13 protein-coding genes are annotated in these 17,435 nt (G+C 51.3%); 6 read left to right on the top strand and 7 right to left on the bottom strand.

Annotated elements, in window-relative coordinates:
- Positions 1-5: 5 nt before the first annotated feature.
- Positions 6-1,646, bottom strand: a complete 1,641-nt coding sequence (locus ACO0LF_RS09940; protein WP_423013955.1) for a GAF and HD-GYP domain-containing protein — start codon at positions 1,644-1,646, stop codon at positions 6-8.
- Positions 1,647-1,754: 108 nt separating this feature from the next.
- Positions 1,755-2,519 carry a 3',5'-cyclic-nucleotide phosphodiesterase gene (locus ACO0LF_RS09945; protein ID WP_423013956.1) on the bottom strand — a complete coding sequence of 255 codons (765 nt, stop codon included), beginning with the start codon at positions 2,517-2,519 and terminating at the stop codon, positions 1,755-1,757.
- Positions 2,520-2,836: 317 nt separating this feature from the next.
- Between ACO0LF_RS09945 and ACO0LF_RS09950 the strand changes: the two genes are divergently transcribed.
- Both ACO0LF_RS09950 and ACO0LF_RS09955 read left to right on the top strand, forming a co-directional pair.
- On the top strand, positions 2,837-5,209 hold the full coding sequence (locus ACO0LF_RS09950; protein ID WP_423013957.1) for an ATPase, T2SS/T4P/T4SS family: 2,373 nt from the start codon (positions 2,837-2,839) through the stop codon (positions 5,207-5,209).
- A gap of 89 nt (positions 5,210-5,298) precedes the next feature.
- Positions 5,299-5,718 (top strand): VOC family protein, encoded by a 420-nt coding sequence (locus ACO0LF_RS09955; RefSeq protein ID WP_423013958.1) that lies wholly within the window; start codon positions 5,299-5,301, stop codon positions 5,716-5,718.
- A gap of 269 nt (positions 5,719-5,987) precedes the next feature.
- Here ACO0LF_RS09955 and pgi read toward each other — a convergent pair whose 3' ends face one another.
- Positions 5,988-7,634, bottom strand: a complete 1,647-nt coding sequence (gene pgi / locus ACO0LF_RS09960) for a glucose-6-phosphate isomerase (protein WP_423013959.1) — start codon at positions 7,632-7,634, stop codon at positions 5,988-5,990.
- A 191-nt stretch (positions 7,635-7,825) separates the two neighbouring features.
- On the opposite strand from pgi, the gene ACO0LF_RS09965 reads away from it, so the two are divergent.
- Positions 7,826-8,266, top strand: a complete 441-nt coding sequence (locus ACO0LF_RS09965) for a response regulator (RefSeq protein ID WP_423013960.1) — start codon at positions 7,826-7,828, stop codon at positions 8,264-8,266.
- 7 nt (positions 8,267-8,273) lie between these two features.
- On the opposite strand, the gene rsmA is transcribed toward ACO0LF_RS09965, so the two are convergent.
- From rsmA to ACO0LF_RS09985, 4 genes are all read right to left on the bottom strand, one after another.
- Entirely contained in the window at positions 8,274-9,056 is a 783-nt protein-coding gene (gene rsmA / locus ACO0LF_RS09970; RefSeq protein ID WP_423013961.1) for a 16S rRNA (adenine(1518)-N(6)/adenine(1519)-N(6))-dimethyltransferase RsmA, read from the bottom strand.
- Between the two features lie 30 nt (positions 9,057-9,086).
- On the bottom strand, positions 9,087-10,130 hold the full coding sequence (gene pdxA / locus ACO0LF_RS09975; protein ID WP_423013962.1) for a 4-hydroxythreonine-4-phosphate dehydrogenase PdxA: 1,044 nt from the start codon (positions 10,128-10,130) through the stop codon (positions 9,087-9,089).
- Entirely contained in the window at positions 10,130-11,494 is a 1,365-nt protein-coding gene (locus ACO0LF_RS09980) for a peptidylprolyl isomerase (RefSeq protein WP_423013963.1), read from the bottom strand. Before ACO0LF_RS09980 ends, pdxA begins: the two co-directional genes overlap by 1 nt.
- A gap of 311 nt (positions 11,495-11,805) precedes the next feature.
- Positions 11,806-14,112 carry an LPS-assembly protein LptD gene (locus ACO0LF_RS09985; RefSeq protein WP_423013964.1) on the bottom strand — a complete coding sequence of 769 codons (2,307 nt, stop codon included), beginning with the start codon at positions 14,110-14,112 and terminating at the stop codon, positions 11,806-11,808.
- 147 nt (positions 14,113-14,259) lie between these two features.
- Between ACO0LF_RS09985 and ACO0LF_RS09990 the strand changes: the two genes are divergently transcribed.
- From ACO0LF_RS09990 to pepP, 3 genes are read left to right on the top strand one after another with little or no spacing between them, the layout of a single operon-like run.
- Positions 14,260-15,333, top strand: coding sequence for an aminoglycoside phosphotransferase family protein (locus ACO0LF_RS09990; protein WP_423013965.1), 1,074 nt, complete (start codon positions 14,260-14,262; stop codon positions 15,331-15,333).
- 18 nt (positions 15,334-15,351) lie between these two features.
- Positions 15,352-16,065, top strand: coding sequence for an N-acetylmuramate alpha-1-phosphate uridylyltransferase MurU (murU, locus tag ACO0LF_RS09995; protein WP_423013966.1), 714 nt, complete (start codon positions 15,352-15,354; stop codon positions 16,063-16,065).
- A 2-nt stretch (positions 16,066-16,067) separates the two neighbouring features.
- Positions 16,068-17,435 carry a Xaa-Pro aminopeptidase gene (pepP, locus tag ACO0LF_RS10000; RefSeq protein WP_423013967.1) on the top strand — a complete coding sequence of 456 codons (1,368 nt, stop codon included), beginning with the start codon at positions 16,068-16,070 and terminating at the stop codon, positions 17,433-17,435.

The raw sequence follows: 17,435 nt of genomic DNA on the forward strand, positions 1-17,435 counted from the left end.
ACTACTCAGGCTTTATATCCAGGGATCTGACTCGCATCCACTTCATCGATCTGTGCCTTGTCCATGAAGCGTTCGGCATAAGTCAGGTAGACTTTTCTCCTGACGAAGATATCGAACAAATCCGGGTCTATATGACCATTCAGGGCAAAACTACCCAGTATGCGCAAGGATTCGGTCAAGGTCTTGCCATCCTTGTAGGGCCTGTCCTTGGCCGTCAGGGCTTCAAAGATGTCGGCGATCGCCATGATCTTGGCCTGTACTGACATTTGCTCACCGCGCAAGCCGCGTGGATAACCTTTACCATCCATGCGTTCATGATGGCCACCAGCGTATTCAGGCACATTTTGCAGGTGTTTGGGCCAGGGCAAGGCTTCCAGCATCTTGATGGTGGTGGAAATATGATTATTGATGATGGCGCGTTCCTGGGCATTCAGGGTGCCCGCACGTACCGAGAGATTCTCGACTTCATCAGCATTCAGGAAGGGCTGCACCACACCTTGCGCATCAGTCCATTGCCATGTGGCGATATCGGTCACGCGTTGTAAATCTTCGGGGCTGGTTCTTTCTGATCCTATATTCAAATGGCGTAAAAAATTCCTGGCATCTTCGATCTTGGCCAGCTCAGTTTGCAAACCCAGTTCCAGTTCGGCGATGAGGTTTTCATTATTGACACTTGCCTGATAGAGAGAGCATTTGCTTTTCAATACTTTGATTTCTGCATCACGCTTCAAGACTTCAAAGCGGGTATCGAGCAAATGCACCCTATCAAATATGGTTTCCAGTTTGGTGGATTTTTCGACGACATGCACAGGAGTGGAAATCTTGCCGCAATCATGCAGGATACCAGCCATCCACAATTCCTTGCGGTCCTTGTCTGTCATGGCGAATTGTGCCAATGGCCCGTCTTCAGTTTCATGTACGGCATTGGCCAGCAACATGGTCAGTTCTGGCACATGCTGGCAATGCCTGCCCGTATGGGGTGATTTTTCATCGATACCTATATTGATCAGGTGTACCAGTGAGACAAACAAATTCTCCAGTTGCGATATCAGTTGCTGGTTAGTCAGGGCAATGGCCGCCTGGGAAGCCAGGGCTTCAATAAAACGCTGGTCAGTTTCACTGAAGGCGCGCGGTTCTCCAGTTTCCGGGTCGGTGGCATTGATGAGTTGCAGCACGCCGATCAGCTCGCCCTCATGGTCATGCATGGGCACGGTCAGCAGGGATTTGGTCTTGTAATGGAATTGCTGGTCAAAATTGCGGGTACCAGAAAAATTGAATACGCCGACGGTATACACATCCTGGATATTCACCGACAGTTTATAGTTGGCGGCATAGGCGGCCACGGCATTGAGGTTTTTGCTGCCATAGGCATCGACCAGCGGAATATTGGGGATATCTACCGTCTGTCCCTTGACGCCACCCTGATACATATTCAGGGTGTCATTCAGGGAAATATTGAAGCACAGGCTTTGTTTGTCCTTGCTGGTGCGGTACAGGGTACCGCCATCGGCATAGGTGATGCTTTTAGCCGAGCGCAGTATATTTTCCAGCAACAGAGGCGTGTCGTGATTACTGCTCAGCTCCAGGCTCAGCTCGGTCAGCTTTTCCAGGCGTTGCGCAATTTCGCTACTGCTTAGTGCAGTCATAATCACTTTCTCCAGATCTTTTCCAGGTTTGTGGCAAACTGTATTCGCATTATTTTGATATTACTGTATTTCAGCAACATGAACAGTGTATGACTTTAGCCAGGAACTTCAAAATTCGAAATGCTCACCGACCTTCAGTATGTTGAAAATTCTATGCTCATTTTGCCTCAGTTCTTCCATGATTTGCACTTCCTGCCCGGGTTTTAAATGATAAATATAAAACTCTACGGACTCGGGTACAGCGACGATGTCATTCATCAGGGAAGACGGGCAAAAATGCCTGGAAATCAGGGCCAGCTCTGCTTCGGCATTGGGGAAGGAGCAATCGACTATCACCATGTCCAGCGCAGCTTGCCCGGCCAGGCTTTCCCATAGCGCTGGCGTACTCGCCATATCACCAGTAAACAAAAAGCCCTTGTCCGCAGTGCGCACCCAATAGCCAACTGAACCCGGGGTATGGTTGACGGTGTGTGAAGTAATCAACCTGTCACCCAGGCTGATGGTAGTACCTGGCTGCATTTCCTGATATTGCATGGATGGCTTGTCGGTATTCGGCAAAGTGCTGAAATCCGGCCAGATAATCCAGTTGAAGATATGGGTCTTCAGGGCATGCAAGACTTCTGCCGTGGCATGCACGGTCACTGGTTTGCTGCGTTTGCCAAATGCAGCATCCATCAGCAGGGCCAATCCGGCGACATGATCAAGATGGCAATGGCTGATAAACACATGATCTATTGCCACTAATTGCTCTATGTTGAGCCGTGACAAGCCTGTGCCTGCATCGAGCAAGACATCTTGATCAATTAATAAACTGGTTGTGTAAGGCTCGCTACCACCTATGCCGCCTGCACAGCCAAGAATTTGTAAGTTCATAAATACAAAAATAGTAGGCCACTGATGCCACCCGTGGCTTTGTTATCTTAAGACCAATGTTCATCCGGTCTTAGCTTCAGAAGCAGCTTAACACTTTCTCTGAGGGCAAGAGAGTTCAAGAGTCTCCTTCCTTTCCTGAAGATAGGCTAATTTGTGGCTTTGCGCCATAAAGAGTTGACTTTGTAGTCAGACATTCGACTTCCGTGATACATTTTTGTAAAAATTGACTTAAGAGAATAATAATTTACAGTATCTTGCAATAATTCCTATGCTTTAGCCGATAATTAAAGCTGAAAGTCACAATTCAAGGAAAACGGATGGTGGTAACTGCTCAAGTCGCAAATGCTTCCAAAGAGAATCTTGATCACAGGCTGCAATTTTTCAAGAATCTCCAGGCACTGACAAACAAAATACATGGTGCAGATGCTTTGGACCAGATCATGCTGGATGTGTCGCCCGACATCTGCAATCTGTTCGAGTGTGACCGGCTGACCATCTATGTTGTCGCTCAGGACAAGATCACCCTGATCTCCAAGATCAAGACCGGGCTCAATTCTTTCAAAGACTTGCGTTTATCGATATCCGACCAAAGCATCGCCGGTCATGTGGCGCTGACCAAGAGCATGATCAGCTTGCGCGATGTCTATGATGATGATGAACTGCGCTCGCACTCCCCTACCCTGAAGTTCCAGCGCGCCGTCGACCAGCGCACCGGTTACCGCACCAAGCAAATGCTGGTCGCCCCGATTATTGATGCGCAAAGCAAGGAATTGCTGGGCGTCGTGCAATTCATCAATCATCGCCTGGGGGATGCCTTCAATGCCATTGCTGCCGAAGGTGTGCAAGCCCTGTGCGAAACCCTGGCCGTGGCATTTTCACAAAAAAGCAAGGTGCTACCGACCAATACGCCGCGCACCAAGTTCGATTTCCTGGTCTCGGAAGCCATACTCTCCGCCCCTGAACTCGAACTGGCCGTTCGCTCGGCACGCCGTAATCTGCAAGACCTCGAAGATGTACTGATCGATGAATTCCAGGTGTCGCGCAGCATATTGGGGCAAGCCTTGTCCAAGTATTTCAATGTGCCCTATGAAGAATACAAGGCTGACCGCCTTATCCCGGTGGACCTGGTCAAAAAACTCAAGCGCCAGTATGTGGAGCAAAATTCCTGGTTACCCATCATGGAAGACCAGCATGGCCTGACAGTACTGGCCATAGACCCTGAACATACCAATACCACCCATGTGGTCAACCATGTATTTGCCACCTCCAAGATACATTATCGTGTCACCACCAAGAAAGAATTCCGCCAGACCATAGACCAGTTCTTTGGCAGTGCCAGCGACAGTGGCTCTGTCGATGAGCTCTTGTCCGGCATGGAAGATGAGGATGAAGAACATACTGGCCAGGCCGTGGTGGAAGTCTCTGCGGCAGTTGAGAATGAACTGGTCAAACTCATCAATAAAATCATTATCGATGCCTATCACCAGGGCGCCTCCGACATCCATATAGAACCACGGCCAGGCAAGGAAAAAACCCTGATACGCTTTCGCAAGGATGGCTCGCTGTCACCGTATATAGAAATACCGGCCAGCTACCGCAGTGCCTTGCTGGCGCGCATCAAGATCATGTGCGACCTGGATATCTCGGAACGCCGCAAGCCCCAGGATGGCAAGATCAAGTTCAAGAAATATGGGCCCCTGGATATAGAATTACGGGTCGCTACCATCCCCTCTTCCGGCGGCATGGAAGATGTGGTCATGCGCATACTGGCCGCGGGTGAGCCTATTCCGCTGGAGAAGCTGGGCATATTACCGTATAACCTGGAACGCCTGAAACAGGTAGTGGGCAAACCCTACGGCCTGTTTTTTGTCTGCGGCCCTACCGGTTCCGGCAAGACCACGACCCTGCACTCAGTGCTTAGTCATTTGAATACCTCAGAGACCAAGATCTGGACGGCTGAAGATCCGGTAGAAATCACCCAAAAAGGCTTGCGCCAGGTGCAAGTCAACCGCAAGGCAGGCATGGACTTTGCCACTGTCATGCGGGCTTTTTTACGGGCCGACCCTGACATCATCATGGTCGGTGAAATGCGCGACAAGGAAACTGTTTCCATAGGCCTGGAAGCTTCGCTGACTGGTCACCTGGTCTTCGCCACCCTGCATACCAATAGCGCACCAGAATCCATCGTCCGTTTGCTCGACATGGGCATGGACCCTTTCAATTTTGCCGATGCCTTGCTGGGCATCCTGGCGCAACGCCTGACCAAGCGTCTGTGTGGCAAGTGCAAGCTACTCTACCATCCTGAAAAAGAAGAAATGCTGGCTTTGCTGGATGAATATTGCCAGGAATTGCTGAATACCGATGCCTTTGTCAAAAACCCTCTGGAAGCCAAGAAAAAGGTATTCACTACCTGGCAAAGCCTGTATGCCGACAAGACCGGCAAATTCACTTTCTACAAGGCCGTAGGCTGTGAACATTGCTCAAATGGTTATAAAGGCCGCGTAGGCTTGCATGAGCTGATGGTGGCAAACGACATGGTCAAGAAACTCATACAAGACCATGCCCGCGTCTCGGAATTGCTGACAGCCGCCCTGGCCGATGGCATGCTGACCCTGAAGATGGATGGCATAGAAAAAGTCATGTCGGGGATCACGGACATGAAGCAGGTGCGCATCGTCTGCATCAAATAGGTTTTTGCAAATTCAGCTAAAATCTCTGCCTGAACTTTACCAACTCTCCAGCGCAAGCTGGAGAGTGGTCTACTTTTGAAAAGGCTAGCATGAAATACCTGCACACCATGGTGCGCGTCACCGACCTTGAGGCTTCCCTGCGTTTTTACCGCGACGCATTGGGGCTGGAACTGGTACACCAGAAAGAATATCCCAAAGGTCGCTTTACCCTGGTTTACCTGGCTGCCCCTGGCGACCATGATGCCCAGGTCGAACTGACGTATAACTGGGACCCGGAAGAATATACCGGTGGCCGCAATTTTGGCCACCTGGCTTACCGCGTCGATGATATCTACCAGCTATGCCAGCGCCTGATGGATCATGGTGTTACCATCAACCGCCCACCGCGTGATGGCCATATGGCTTTTGTGCGCTCCCCGGATAATATCTCGGTAGAGTTACTGCAGGCAGGTGAGCCCTTGCCCCCTGCCGAGCCCTGGGCTTCCATGCCAAATACCGGCAACTGGTAATCAGGTTACAGATAAAAAAACGCAGACCCTGGTCTGCGTTTTTTATTCAATTCTGATGATCAGAGCGACGGGCCTCTTTATTCATGGCGCGTATCAAGGCCACCATGCTCACTACGATAACGATAGAGGCAACACCAAAAATTCCTGTCCACATAGGCGCATCCTGAATTGATTTAAGAAGTTTCCTTATATCAAGCAAGATTCTTTGCGTCAACTTTGACAACATGCTTTCGAGAAATTTTAACCTTTTTTTTCAATTCCCATGCGCATCAAACGTGACCATGTCTGCGGAAATAAGCAATCAAGCCACTGGTCGATGTATCCAGATGGGCATCATAATCCTGGTTGCCCAGGATGGCTGGCAAGAGCCTGTTAGCCAGTTGCTTGCCCAATTCCACCCCCCATTGATCAAAAGAATTAATACCCCAGATCACGCCCTGTACAAACACCTTGTGCTCATACAAAGCCAGCAGCATGCCTAACTGGAAGGGGTCCAGGCTGGGCATGAGTATGGTCGTCGATGGCTGGTTACCGGCAAACACCTTGTGCGGCAAGAGCTTGGCGATATGCGCATCACTAAGACCTGCCTGTGATAACTCCTCACGGGCCTGCGCCTCGGTCTTGCCAAAGGCCAGGGCTGCGCTCTGGGCCAGGCAATTTGCCAGCAAGGGTGCCTGGTGGCCCGGCAAAGGATAATCGCTGGAAGCTGCCACTACGAAGTCGCAAGGGATCAGCCAGCCACCCTGGTGCAAAAGCTGGAAGAAAGCATGCTGGCCATTCACACCTATCTCACCCCAGACGATGGGGTTGGCGCGGCAAGTCAGGGCTTCACCATCACGGCCTACGGTCTTGCCATTTGACTCCATCTCCAGCTGCTGCAAAAAGGCAGGCAGATGGCGTATTGATTCGTTATACGGCAAAATGGCCGTGGTTTCAGCACCCAGGAAATTGGTATTCCAGATCGAGATCAGGGCCAGTAAAACTGGCAAATTCTTTTCCAGCGGTGCCTGGCGAAAATGCTTGTCCATGGTTTCTGCACCAGCCAGCAAGCGTTCAAAACCATTCATGCCTATCGCCAGGGCAACTGACAGACCGACTGCCGACCAAAGTGAATAGCGGCCGCCTACCCAATCCCAGATTTCCAGGATATTGGCATCAGGTATGCCAAATTCATGCGCCTTGGCCGGGCTGGATGTCACTGCAATGAAATGCTTGCTGACTGCCCACTCTTCCATCGCTGCAGCCATCAGCCAGGTGCGGGCAGTCTGGGCATTGATGCTGGTTTCTTGCGTGGTGAAAGTTTTGGAAGCGACGATGAACAGGGTCGTGCGCGGATCAAGTTTTTCCAGCAGCGGTGCCAGATGGGCACTGTCGAGATTCGAGACATAATAAAAAGCCAGTCCAGGATGCTGGAAGGCAGACAAGGCACGCGTGGCCAGCTTGGGCCCCAGGTCTGAGCCACCTATGCCTATGTTGACCACAGTCTGTATCGCATCGCCCTTGAAGCCGCGCCACAAGCCACTGCGCACTCGTTCGACGATGTCGCGCATTTGCTTGCGCACTGCCCTGACCTTGGGCATGACATCTTCGGCCTCATTGGGGAAAGGGGTAAAGTCCGTATGGCGCAAAGCGGTATGCAAGACCGCGCGGTCTTCACTGATATTGATTTTTTCGCCCGCAAACATGCGGTCACGCCAGCCCTCTACTTTGGACAAGCGGGCCAGTGCCATCAGGCTGTCCAGGGTAGGCTGATCTATGCGCTGCTTGGAATAATCCACCAGCAAGCCATCGAGTTCCACAGAAAAATGCCTGAACCTGTCAGTGTCGGCAGCAAACAATTCGCGCAGATGCTGATGCTCCAGCCTTTGTTGATGTGCCAGCAGGGCTTGCCATTCGGGGGTGTGGGTAATATTCATATTATTCCTGAAATGTATGCCTCAGATTATAGGTCAGGCAATTATGCATGTAGCCAGCTTATTTATTGCTAAAATAAACATTAATTAACTTATTTAGATTTTTGCAGACAAAAACGCAAACTGGACTTATCGTAAACAGAATTAGTAGCAGAAATTCATACATCTCTGATGAGCAGGGGAAACAGATGATCATGTTAGACAGACAGGACATAGGCATCTTTATCGTTGATGATAACGATATCAGCCGATCCATGCTACGTCACATCTTGCATAGCGAGGCGTTCAATGTCATAGGAGAAGCATCGAGCGGCGTGGCGGCAATGGACTGGCTGGAAAAGACCATCCCTGAAGTTGTTTGCCTGGATGTCATGATGCCGGATATCAGTGGCCTGGAAATTCTCGAGCACATCAAGAAAATTTCACCCGACACTGTGGTGCTGATGGTCACCGGCAGCAATAACAAGGAAACCGTGGTCAAGGCCATCAAGGCAGGGGCCAATGGCTTCATCGTCAAACCCTTCAACCCCGCTACCCTGCTGCAATCCGTGCATTATTCGGTCAACAAATCCCACAAGCAATTGAAGACCCTGATAGATCGCAGGAAGGCCTGGCGCAATAGCGGATTGTTGTAAAACGGCTTCAGACCTGGCGGGCACTCAGCAAATTAGCCATGGCAACATAGGCTTCCAGTGCAATAGTCTCCGGGCGCAGTTGTGGGTCAACGCCACAAGCGATCAAATCAGCTTCTGTCAGCAAACCAGCGACGCAATTGCGCACTACCTTGCGCCTTTGAGAAAAGGCCTTGGTGACCACTTCTTCGAGTTTCTTGATATCGCAAGGCAGGGCACCCGGCTTGGGTATCATGCGCACGATGGCTGACTCTACCCTGGGTGGTGGATCGAATGCCTCAGGCGGGACGATGAACATCAATTCCATGTGATAGCGCACTTGCAGCATGACCGACAGGCGGCCATAAGTCTTGCTGCCGGGTTCAGCGACCATGCGTTCCACGACTTCTTTTTGCAGCATGAAATGCTGGTCTTCCACCAGCGGTGCGATCTCGGCCAGGTGGAACAGCAAGGGGCTGGAGATGTTATATGGTAGATTACCCACCACACGCAGCTTCTGCCCTTCCGGCACAGGAATGGACGCAAAATCAAATTGCAGGGCGTCACCCTCGTGGATGATGAGCTTCTCTGGCGAGAAATTTTTCTTCAGTCTGGCGACGAGGTCCCTATCCAGCTCAACCACATGCAATTGCGTCAAGCCATCCAGCAACTGGCGGGTCATGGCAGCCAGGCCAGGGCCTATCTCTACCATGGTTTGTCCAGGACGCGGGTTGATGACGCGCGTGATATTGCTCAAGACCAGTTCATCGGTCAGGAAATTCTGGCCAAAGCGTTTGCGAGGGATATGTTTCATAGTGTTCTTACTTATTTTCTTGCTTGTTTTTTACTTATTTTCTTGCTTGTTGACCATACTGGCGGCGACACGTATTGCCACCAGCATACTGCTGACATCGGCATGACCGGTGCCCTTGGCAGCTAGGTCCAGGGCAGTGCCATGATCGACCGATGTGCGTATCAGCGGCAAGCCCAGGGTGATATTCACGCCCAGCCCAAAACTCGCGTGCTTGAGTACTGGCAGGCCCTGGTCGTGGTACATGGCCAGGATACAATCTGCCTGCTCCAGGTATTTTTGCTGGAACAGGGTATCGGCAGGATAAGGGCCACTGACCTGCATACCAGCCGCCTGGGCTTTTTTGATGACGGGCGTGATGACTTCAATCTCTTCCATGCCCAGATAGCCGTTTTCACCGGCATGCGGATTCAGGCCAGCCACCAGGATGCGTGGGTTTTCTATGCCAAATTTGCTGCGCAAATCTGTATGAATGATTTCCAGGGTCTTCCACAAGTCATCGAACTGTATGGCTTCAGCAACTTTGCGCAGTGGCAAATGGGTAGTCGCCAGTGCCACCCGCAAAGCTTGCGGCAGATGATCATTGGCTTCACTGGCCAGCATCATGACGACACGGCCGGTGTAGGTTTTCTCGGCGAAATATTCGGTATGACCGCTAAAAGCAACGCCTGCATCATTGATGGTGCTTTTTTGCAGCGGTGCCGTCACAACAGCCTGACACCATTTGCGCTGCACGCTTTCTATCGCTACATCCAGGGTCTGTAAAACAGCACGGCCATTGCGCGGGTCCAGCTGACCGGCGATGACAAAGGCACTCAAGGGGCTGTCGATGATAGTCAGGCGCTCATTGCCAGAAGCGGGCAAGCCCTGATGACGCAAGGCTTGCAGTGATACCCCCATCATGCTGATGGCGGGGTCCAGCTCGGCTGCCAGCATGGACAGATAGGCAGTGTCGCCTATCAGTACTGACCTGACTTCATGCCTTAACTGCCAGGCAGCCCGTATTGCAATTTCTGGCCCTATGCCGGCCGGTTCGCCTACGGTTACCGCGATGACCGGCAAACTGGGCTGTGGCATTATTTGTCTTCCAGACGATAATCGACGTAGGCACGGTCACGGATTTCACGCAGCCAGTCTTGCAGGGCTTCATCGGATTTGCGGTCGCGCACTGCCTGGCGAGCGGCCATACGTTGCCTGTCTTTGGACAATTCATCCGATTTGCGCTCAGTCACCTGGATGATATGGACGCCAAACTGGGTAGTAATGGGTTCACTGATCTGATTGATCGCCAGTTTATCCATGGCTTGTTCAAATTCAGGCACGGTATCACCTGGATACAACCAGCCCAGATCGCCACCCTTGGCGGCGGAACCATCCGATGAATGTGTCTTGGCCAGCTCTTCGAAAGTCGCTTCCTTGGCTTCTATCTTGCGCTTGAATTCTTTCAGTTTTTGGCCAGCTTCGGCTGCCGTCACGATCTGGCTGACCTTGATCAGGATATGACGGGCATGGCTTTGTTGCACAGCCGCTGCGGCCTTGCTGTCATTGGCAGCACGTTTGCCATTGACCTTGACGATATGAAAACCATTAGGGCTGCGGACGATCTCAGAAATCTCGCCGACCTTGACCTTGCTGATGGCATCGACAAACAGTTGTGGCAAGCGGTCTTGCTCACGCCAGCCTATGTCGCCACCTTTCAAAGCTTCAGAACTATCTGAATACGTCACGGCTGTCTTGGCAAAGTCGCCACCTGAACGCAGCTTTTGCAAGACTTCTTCAGCGCGCTGACGGCGTGCCGCGATTTGTTCGGCCGATGCTTTTTCTGGAATGCTGATCAGGATATGAGCCAGATTCAATTCCTGTTTGGCAACTTTATTGTTCGCATCTGCGGCCAGGTAATTATCGATCTCGGTTTCAGATACTTGTATCTTGCTATCGACTTCACGTTCACGTATGCGCTGCTTGAGGATGTCATCGCGGATTTCTTCGCGGAATTTTGCGTAAGACGTGCCTTCACGCTCGATCTGATTACGGAATTCTGGCAAAGACATCTTGTTTTGCTCAGCCAGACGCAGCATGGTGCGATCCAGCATGACATCATCGACACGCATGCCATTTTCTTTGGCGACTTGCATTTGCGCACGGTCAACAATCATGCGTTCCAGCAACTGCTTTTGCAAAGCAGCGCGGTCTGGCAAGGGCGTGCCCTGCCTTTTCAAATTCGTTTCCACTGCCAGGATTTGTTCATTCAACTCCTGGCGCGTAATGACTTCATCATTCACTACCACAACGATACTATTCACCAGCTGCGATTTGCTTTGCGCTTTAGGCGGGGCAACAGGGCTGAGTTTGACTTGTGACGAGGCTGTCGTGCTGATGAGCAAACCAGCAGAAACTGCCAGTGCAGTGAATAAGCTAGAAAGTAAGTTACTTTGTTTCATTTGCAATAAATGTCGCATATCGGTCCAAAATCCTGTTAAGCCATTCCCGTTATAGAGCTACAAAGCGGGCAAAAGTTGCAATATACACGTTCGCCCCCGTTTCACAAACAGCGGGCTAGTGCATACTTATTATTAATACAGCAAATTATTCATTTCTGACTAATGCTTAGAACCTGTTGACGATCTGTTGCGAGCGAGCGTCAGCGGGAGTGAAGAGCAGCGCAAAAAGCGGAATGTACTCTAGTACATGAGCATTTTGAGCAGCGCATGAGCCCCGATCACGCTTGCGCAGTAAGATCGTCAGCAGGTTCTTAGCGATCATTAGCAGACTGGTATCCTGTAATATTCTTCTTCAAAGCATCAAGCGGGTTGGCACCAAATCCTAATCTTGCCAAACCATTCAACTCCAGCTGTATCGAGAAGCCGGAGGTGTTGTTAACGCTGGTAGTAGCAAAACGCTGTGCCAGGAAACGCAAAGACCAGCAATCTGCCTTGTATTCAAAACCCAGCAAACCATCCACCAGTTTTTTATCCATCATGGAATAATTACTACGGCCTACCGCATACCAGCGGTCTGCCAGGGGCCATTGAGTGGAGACATCCACTTGTTCAAGGCTGTTGCGCTGGTAACGATATTCCAGGTTCAAGATCTTTTTCGGTGAGGGCTGCCAGTGTATGCCATAGTTGGCACGCACCGATTGCCTGTCTGTCTGGCTCAATTGCAGGGCCATTTCACCTGTCAGCGTTGTTGATATTTTGCCTATGGCTGCCAGCAACAAATCTGAACGGCTGGGGCTGACTGTATTATCCAGCGTGACTTTTTGCGTATTGAAATAGAAACGCTGGCCGATAGCCAGTTTCAGGCTTTCATCGCCATTGCCTTCAATGAAGCGAGAAATCAGGGCCGCCGTGATCTGGTTGGAGTCACCTATCCTGTCCTGACCGGTAAAGCGGTTTTCACTGAAAATCTGGGCAAAATTAAAGTCGGCGACCGCGCTATCAAAATTCGGCATGCGCGATTGATCGCGGTAAGGCGTATTCACATAGAACAGGCGCGGTTCCAGCGTCTGCGTCAATTCCTTGTCGAACATCGTCGTCTTGCGTTCAAATACCAGACCACTGTCGACAGAGAAAGTGGGCACTACGCGATGGAAGTCTGACTCTTTGCCAGGCTCAGGATTGACCAGATGATAACTGGTGGCATGCAGGGATATCTTGGGAATGACAAACACACCAGCCTGTACCAAAGGCAGGGAAATCTGTGGATTGATCACCGTACGGTCACCCCGTACCATAGTAGGATGCCAGAAGCGCGTCAATATGGTATCGAGCGACCAGTCCAGCCCTGCCACATCATGCTGTTCTGCATGCAATTGCAATTGCGGCAAACGGTCATAGGGGCGGTCAATATGAGAAACCGGATCTTGCAACACCTGGTAATTCGAGGTCCTCAGATTTACATTCCAGAAGGAACCAAAATACGTCAGATTGGCTTCACGCAGCAAAAGGCGCTGGGCTGTCTTGGTGATGGTGCGCGAAAAATCTGCCGGGTAATCATCATCCGAGGCTGAATTGATATTCCAGGACAAAACCATTTGCGGCAATAGTTGCTGCTGATGGATAGACGCCACCGCATAGCGGTTGGTATTGGTGACTCTGTCATTGAGCAAGCCTTCGACACTGGTTTCACCAGAATAAGTCTCACCCAGGTAACGCCCTTCCAGGCCCAGTTGCAAACCACGTCTGGCAATCAGCTTGGGATAGACCGTCAAATCACGATTGGGGGCAATATTAAAATAATAAGGCACCATGATTTCCGGGCCACCTTTGGATGAAGCACCCAAGGTAGGCGGCAAAATGCCGGAATGGCGGGCACCGGACAAGGGGAAAGTCAGTGAAGGCGTTGCCAGTATAGGTACGCCCTTGAAATAAATCACAGACTTGCCTGCCGTGCCACGATCAAGACCGGTATCGAGATTCAAGGTGTCGGATTCCAGATACCAATCAGGGTTCAGGCCCTCGCAAGTACTATAGGTGCCACGCGTGATGAGAGAGCGCTCTTCATCCTGGAAATCGATACGCGCTGCATGGCCCTGGGCATTGTTGCGCAAGAGTTTGTAGACGGGATTGCTGACAAAACCGGAATTCGCATCCAGCTTCATGCGCACGCTATCGCCTATGTAGCAATCGCCATAGCGCTGCATATTGACCCTGCCAATAGCCTCTACCTCGTCGTCGAGGTTACGGTAAGTGGCTTCGTCAGCATTGATCTGGGTGCCACCCTTGATGACTTCGACATCATGTTCGAACTTGATATAGCGTTCCGGGCTGCCTATAAAACTGCCTGAGCGTATCGTGACAGGCGCGTTCTTGTCATCCTGCTTTTGCTTTTCGCTGAGTTTGTCGAGCCGCTTTTGATCTTGCAGCAGCTCTTTGGCTGACATTTCATCAGGCCGTTTTTGCGGCTGTGTTTTTACCTGCCCATCCTCAGGCTTGTCCGAGGGTATGGTCTGGGCCATTGCCTGAGAAAAATAGGCAGGCACCAAAACCGACACCAGAATCGCCGGGATAGTAGGAAACAACAGCGGTGAGTGAGATAATACGGGTTTCCTGCGCATGAATTCAGTGGTCAATAAGCGTTTTGCCAACAATGCTGGACGATGTCATACAGACAATATGCCAGAAATCAGTCGCCTATTATAGGTTAAATGCTGGCAAAACCACTTGAAGTATGCAGACAAACTAACTTCTATTAAAATTTATACATGTCTTCTACAGCAATCCCTGCAAATTCTGCTACTCCTGTACCCGTCGCACCAGACCGGGAACAGCGCAAACTTGCCCTGCAAACCTGGCTTGCCGGTCTGACTGACCTGAGTGGCCACGCCCTGCAGCCAGCCAGTATCCGCACTGCCTCGGCTGATGCCAGCTTTCGTCAGTATTACAGAATTGATACAGAAAACGGTGGCAGCCTGATCGCTGTCGATGCTCCACCCGCGACGGAGAATAGCGCTGCCTTTATTAAAATGGCAAATTTATTAAAGAGTATCAACCTGACAGTACCTGAAGTACTGGCACACGATCTGGAACAGGGTTTCATGCTGGTGACGGACATGGGCACCAATACCTATGGACATATCCTCAATAGCGACAATGCCCACAAGCTGTATCTGGATGCCATCGACAGCCTGATCCTGTTGCAGGCGCAAAGCCAGGCCGAGGTCTTGCCGGAATATGACAGGGCTTTCCTGCTGCGCGAACTGAATATCTTCAAGGAATGGTATATAGGCAAGCACCTGGGTGTGAATCTGACAGAAGCCCAGGAAGCCACGCTCAAAAAGGTATTTGATCATTTGCTGGCAAGCGCCCTGGCACAGCCACAAGTGTATGTGCACCGCGACTATCACTCCCGCAATCTGATGTGGATGGACAAGGGCAACCCTGGCATTCTCGATTTCCAGGATGCGGTGTATGGTCCTATCACTTACGATCTGGTATCGCTGTTGCGCGACGCCTATGTGCAGTGGGATGAAGAAATCGTACTCGACTGGGCCATACGCTATTGGGAAAAAGCCAGGCGTGCCGGTTTGCCGGTAGCACCGGACATTGACAGCTTTTACCGCGATTTTGAATGGATGGGCTTGCAGCGGCATTTGAAAATCCTCGGTCTGTTTGCCCGTCTGTGGCACAGGGATGGCAAGGATAAGTTTTTGGGCGATATCCCTACCGTCATGGAATATGTGCGCAAGACTTCCCATCGCTACAAGGAACTGATCCCACTGCTGCGCTTGCTCGATGAGTTGCAAGACAATGCGCCGCAAGTTGGCTATACCTTCTAAGGCGGGGCAATAAAAATCATGAAAGCTATGTTACTTGCCGCCGGGCGCGGCGAACGTATGCGCCCATTGACCGATACCTGCCCCAAGCCTTTGTTGAAAGTACGCGGCAGGCCGCTGATCGTCTGGCATATCCTTAACCTGGTGAAAGCCGGGATCACTGAAATGGTCATCAATCATGCCCATCTGGGCCATATGATAGAAGATGCCATTGGTGACGGTTCGCGCTTTGGTGCAAAGATACAATATTCAGCCGAAGAGCAGGCGCTGGAAACCGCAGGTGGCATTGCCAAGGCCCTGCATTTGCTGGGTGATGATCCCTTTATCGTGGTATCTGGCGACATCTACATCCCTCACTTCAATTTTGCAGAATGCTTGAATACCCTGGAAGAAAATGATCCCTGGGGTAATCCACATCCGGCAGACAAACGTGATATCGCCTGGCTGTATATGGTGAAGAACCCTGGCTTTCACCCGACTGGCGACTTTGCCCTGACACTCATGGGTTTGTCGAATGAAGGCACGCCTAGACTTACCTTTGGCAACATCGGAGTCTATCGCCCTGAAATGTTTGCCTCGATACGCCCGGGTGACCACGCAAAACTCGGCCCCCTGCTGCGTGAATACATCGATGCAGGCCGCATAGGCGGTGAGCTATACCGTGGTGACTGGCATAATCTGGGCACCCCAGATCAACTTGAAGCGCTGAATGCGCCCTTGAATTTCAAAGGATAAACATGAGTGTCAACACGACTGCCAAATTTGCTGCCTACACTGCGCGCCGCCAGCAACTGATGGCGCAGATGCAGGCGCAAGGTGGTGGTGTGGCTGTCATACCTACAGCGCGCGAATGGATACGCAATAGCGATAATTATTTCCCTTTTCGCCACGATAGTTATTTTTATTATTTGTCTGGCTTCACTGAACCTGAAGCAGTGATCGTGCTGATCGCCACTGCAGATACGCAGCAATCAATTTTATTTTGCCGCGAGAAAAATCCCGAACATGAAATCTGGGATGGTTTTCGCTATGGGCCTGAGGCTGCAGCCAAAGAATTTGCTTTCGATGCGGCTTACTCCATCCTCAGTCTGGCAGAAAAATTACCTGCACTGCTCAGTGATGCGCACAAATTGTTTTACAGCGCAGCGCAAGAGCCCCATATCGACAGCCAGGTGCAGCAAAGCCTGCAAGCCGTACGCGACAAGGGTCGCAGCGGTATCAAAGCGCCGTCGCTCACTTTGGATGTGCGTGAGCTGATCGATGAAATGCGCCTGTTCAAGGATGCGACAGAAATCACCTTGATGCAGCGTGCCGCCAGCATTTCTGCCGCGGCGCATGCACGTGCCATGCGTAGCACAAAGCCCGGCAAATTTGAGTATGAACTGGAAGCCGAGCTGCTGTATGAATTCCGCCGCAATGGTGCACAGGCACCGGCTTATGGTTCCATCGTCGCCACTGGTGCCAATGCCTGCATCCTGCATTATCAAAGCAATCAGGCGCAGATCAGGGATGGCGACCTGGTCCTGATCGATGCTGGCTGTGAGTTTGATAGCTATGCATCTGATATTACCCGTACCTTCCCGGCGAATGGCAAATTCAGCCCCGCGCAAAGACGCCTGTATGAAATCGTGCTGGCTGCGCAACAGGCGGCCATAGAATGCGCCCGCCCTGGCTCACAGTATATGGATGGCCATCAGGCGGCTGTGCGCGTATTAACCCAGGGCATGCTTGATTGTGGCTTGCTCGATAAAAACGAGGTCGGCAATGTCGACGATGCCATCGCCAGTGCTGCTTTCCGCCAGTTCTATATGCATGGCACCGGCCACTGGCTGGGACTGGATGTGCATGATGTAGGTGACTACAGAATTGCAGAAAAAACCGGCGATACCAAGGCTTACCGTCAACTGCAACCCGGCATGGTCATCACCATAGAGCCTGGCATCTACGTGCGCCCTGCTGAAGGGGTGCCGCAAGAATACTGGGATATAGGCATACGCATAGAAGATGACATCCTGATTACGGCTGATGGTCATCTCAACCTGAGCCGCGACACACCAAAAACCGTAGCAGAGATAGAAGCAGAAATGGCCAGGTCCCAAGGCTAA

The sequence above is a fragment of the Undibacterium sp. Di27W genome (assembly GCF_049340345.1).
GTDB lineage: Bacteria > Pseudomonadota > Gammaproteobacteria > Burkholderiales > Burkholderiaceae_D > Undibacterium.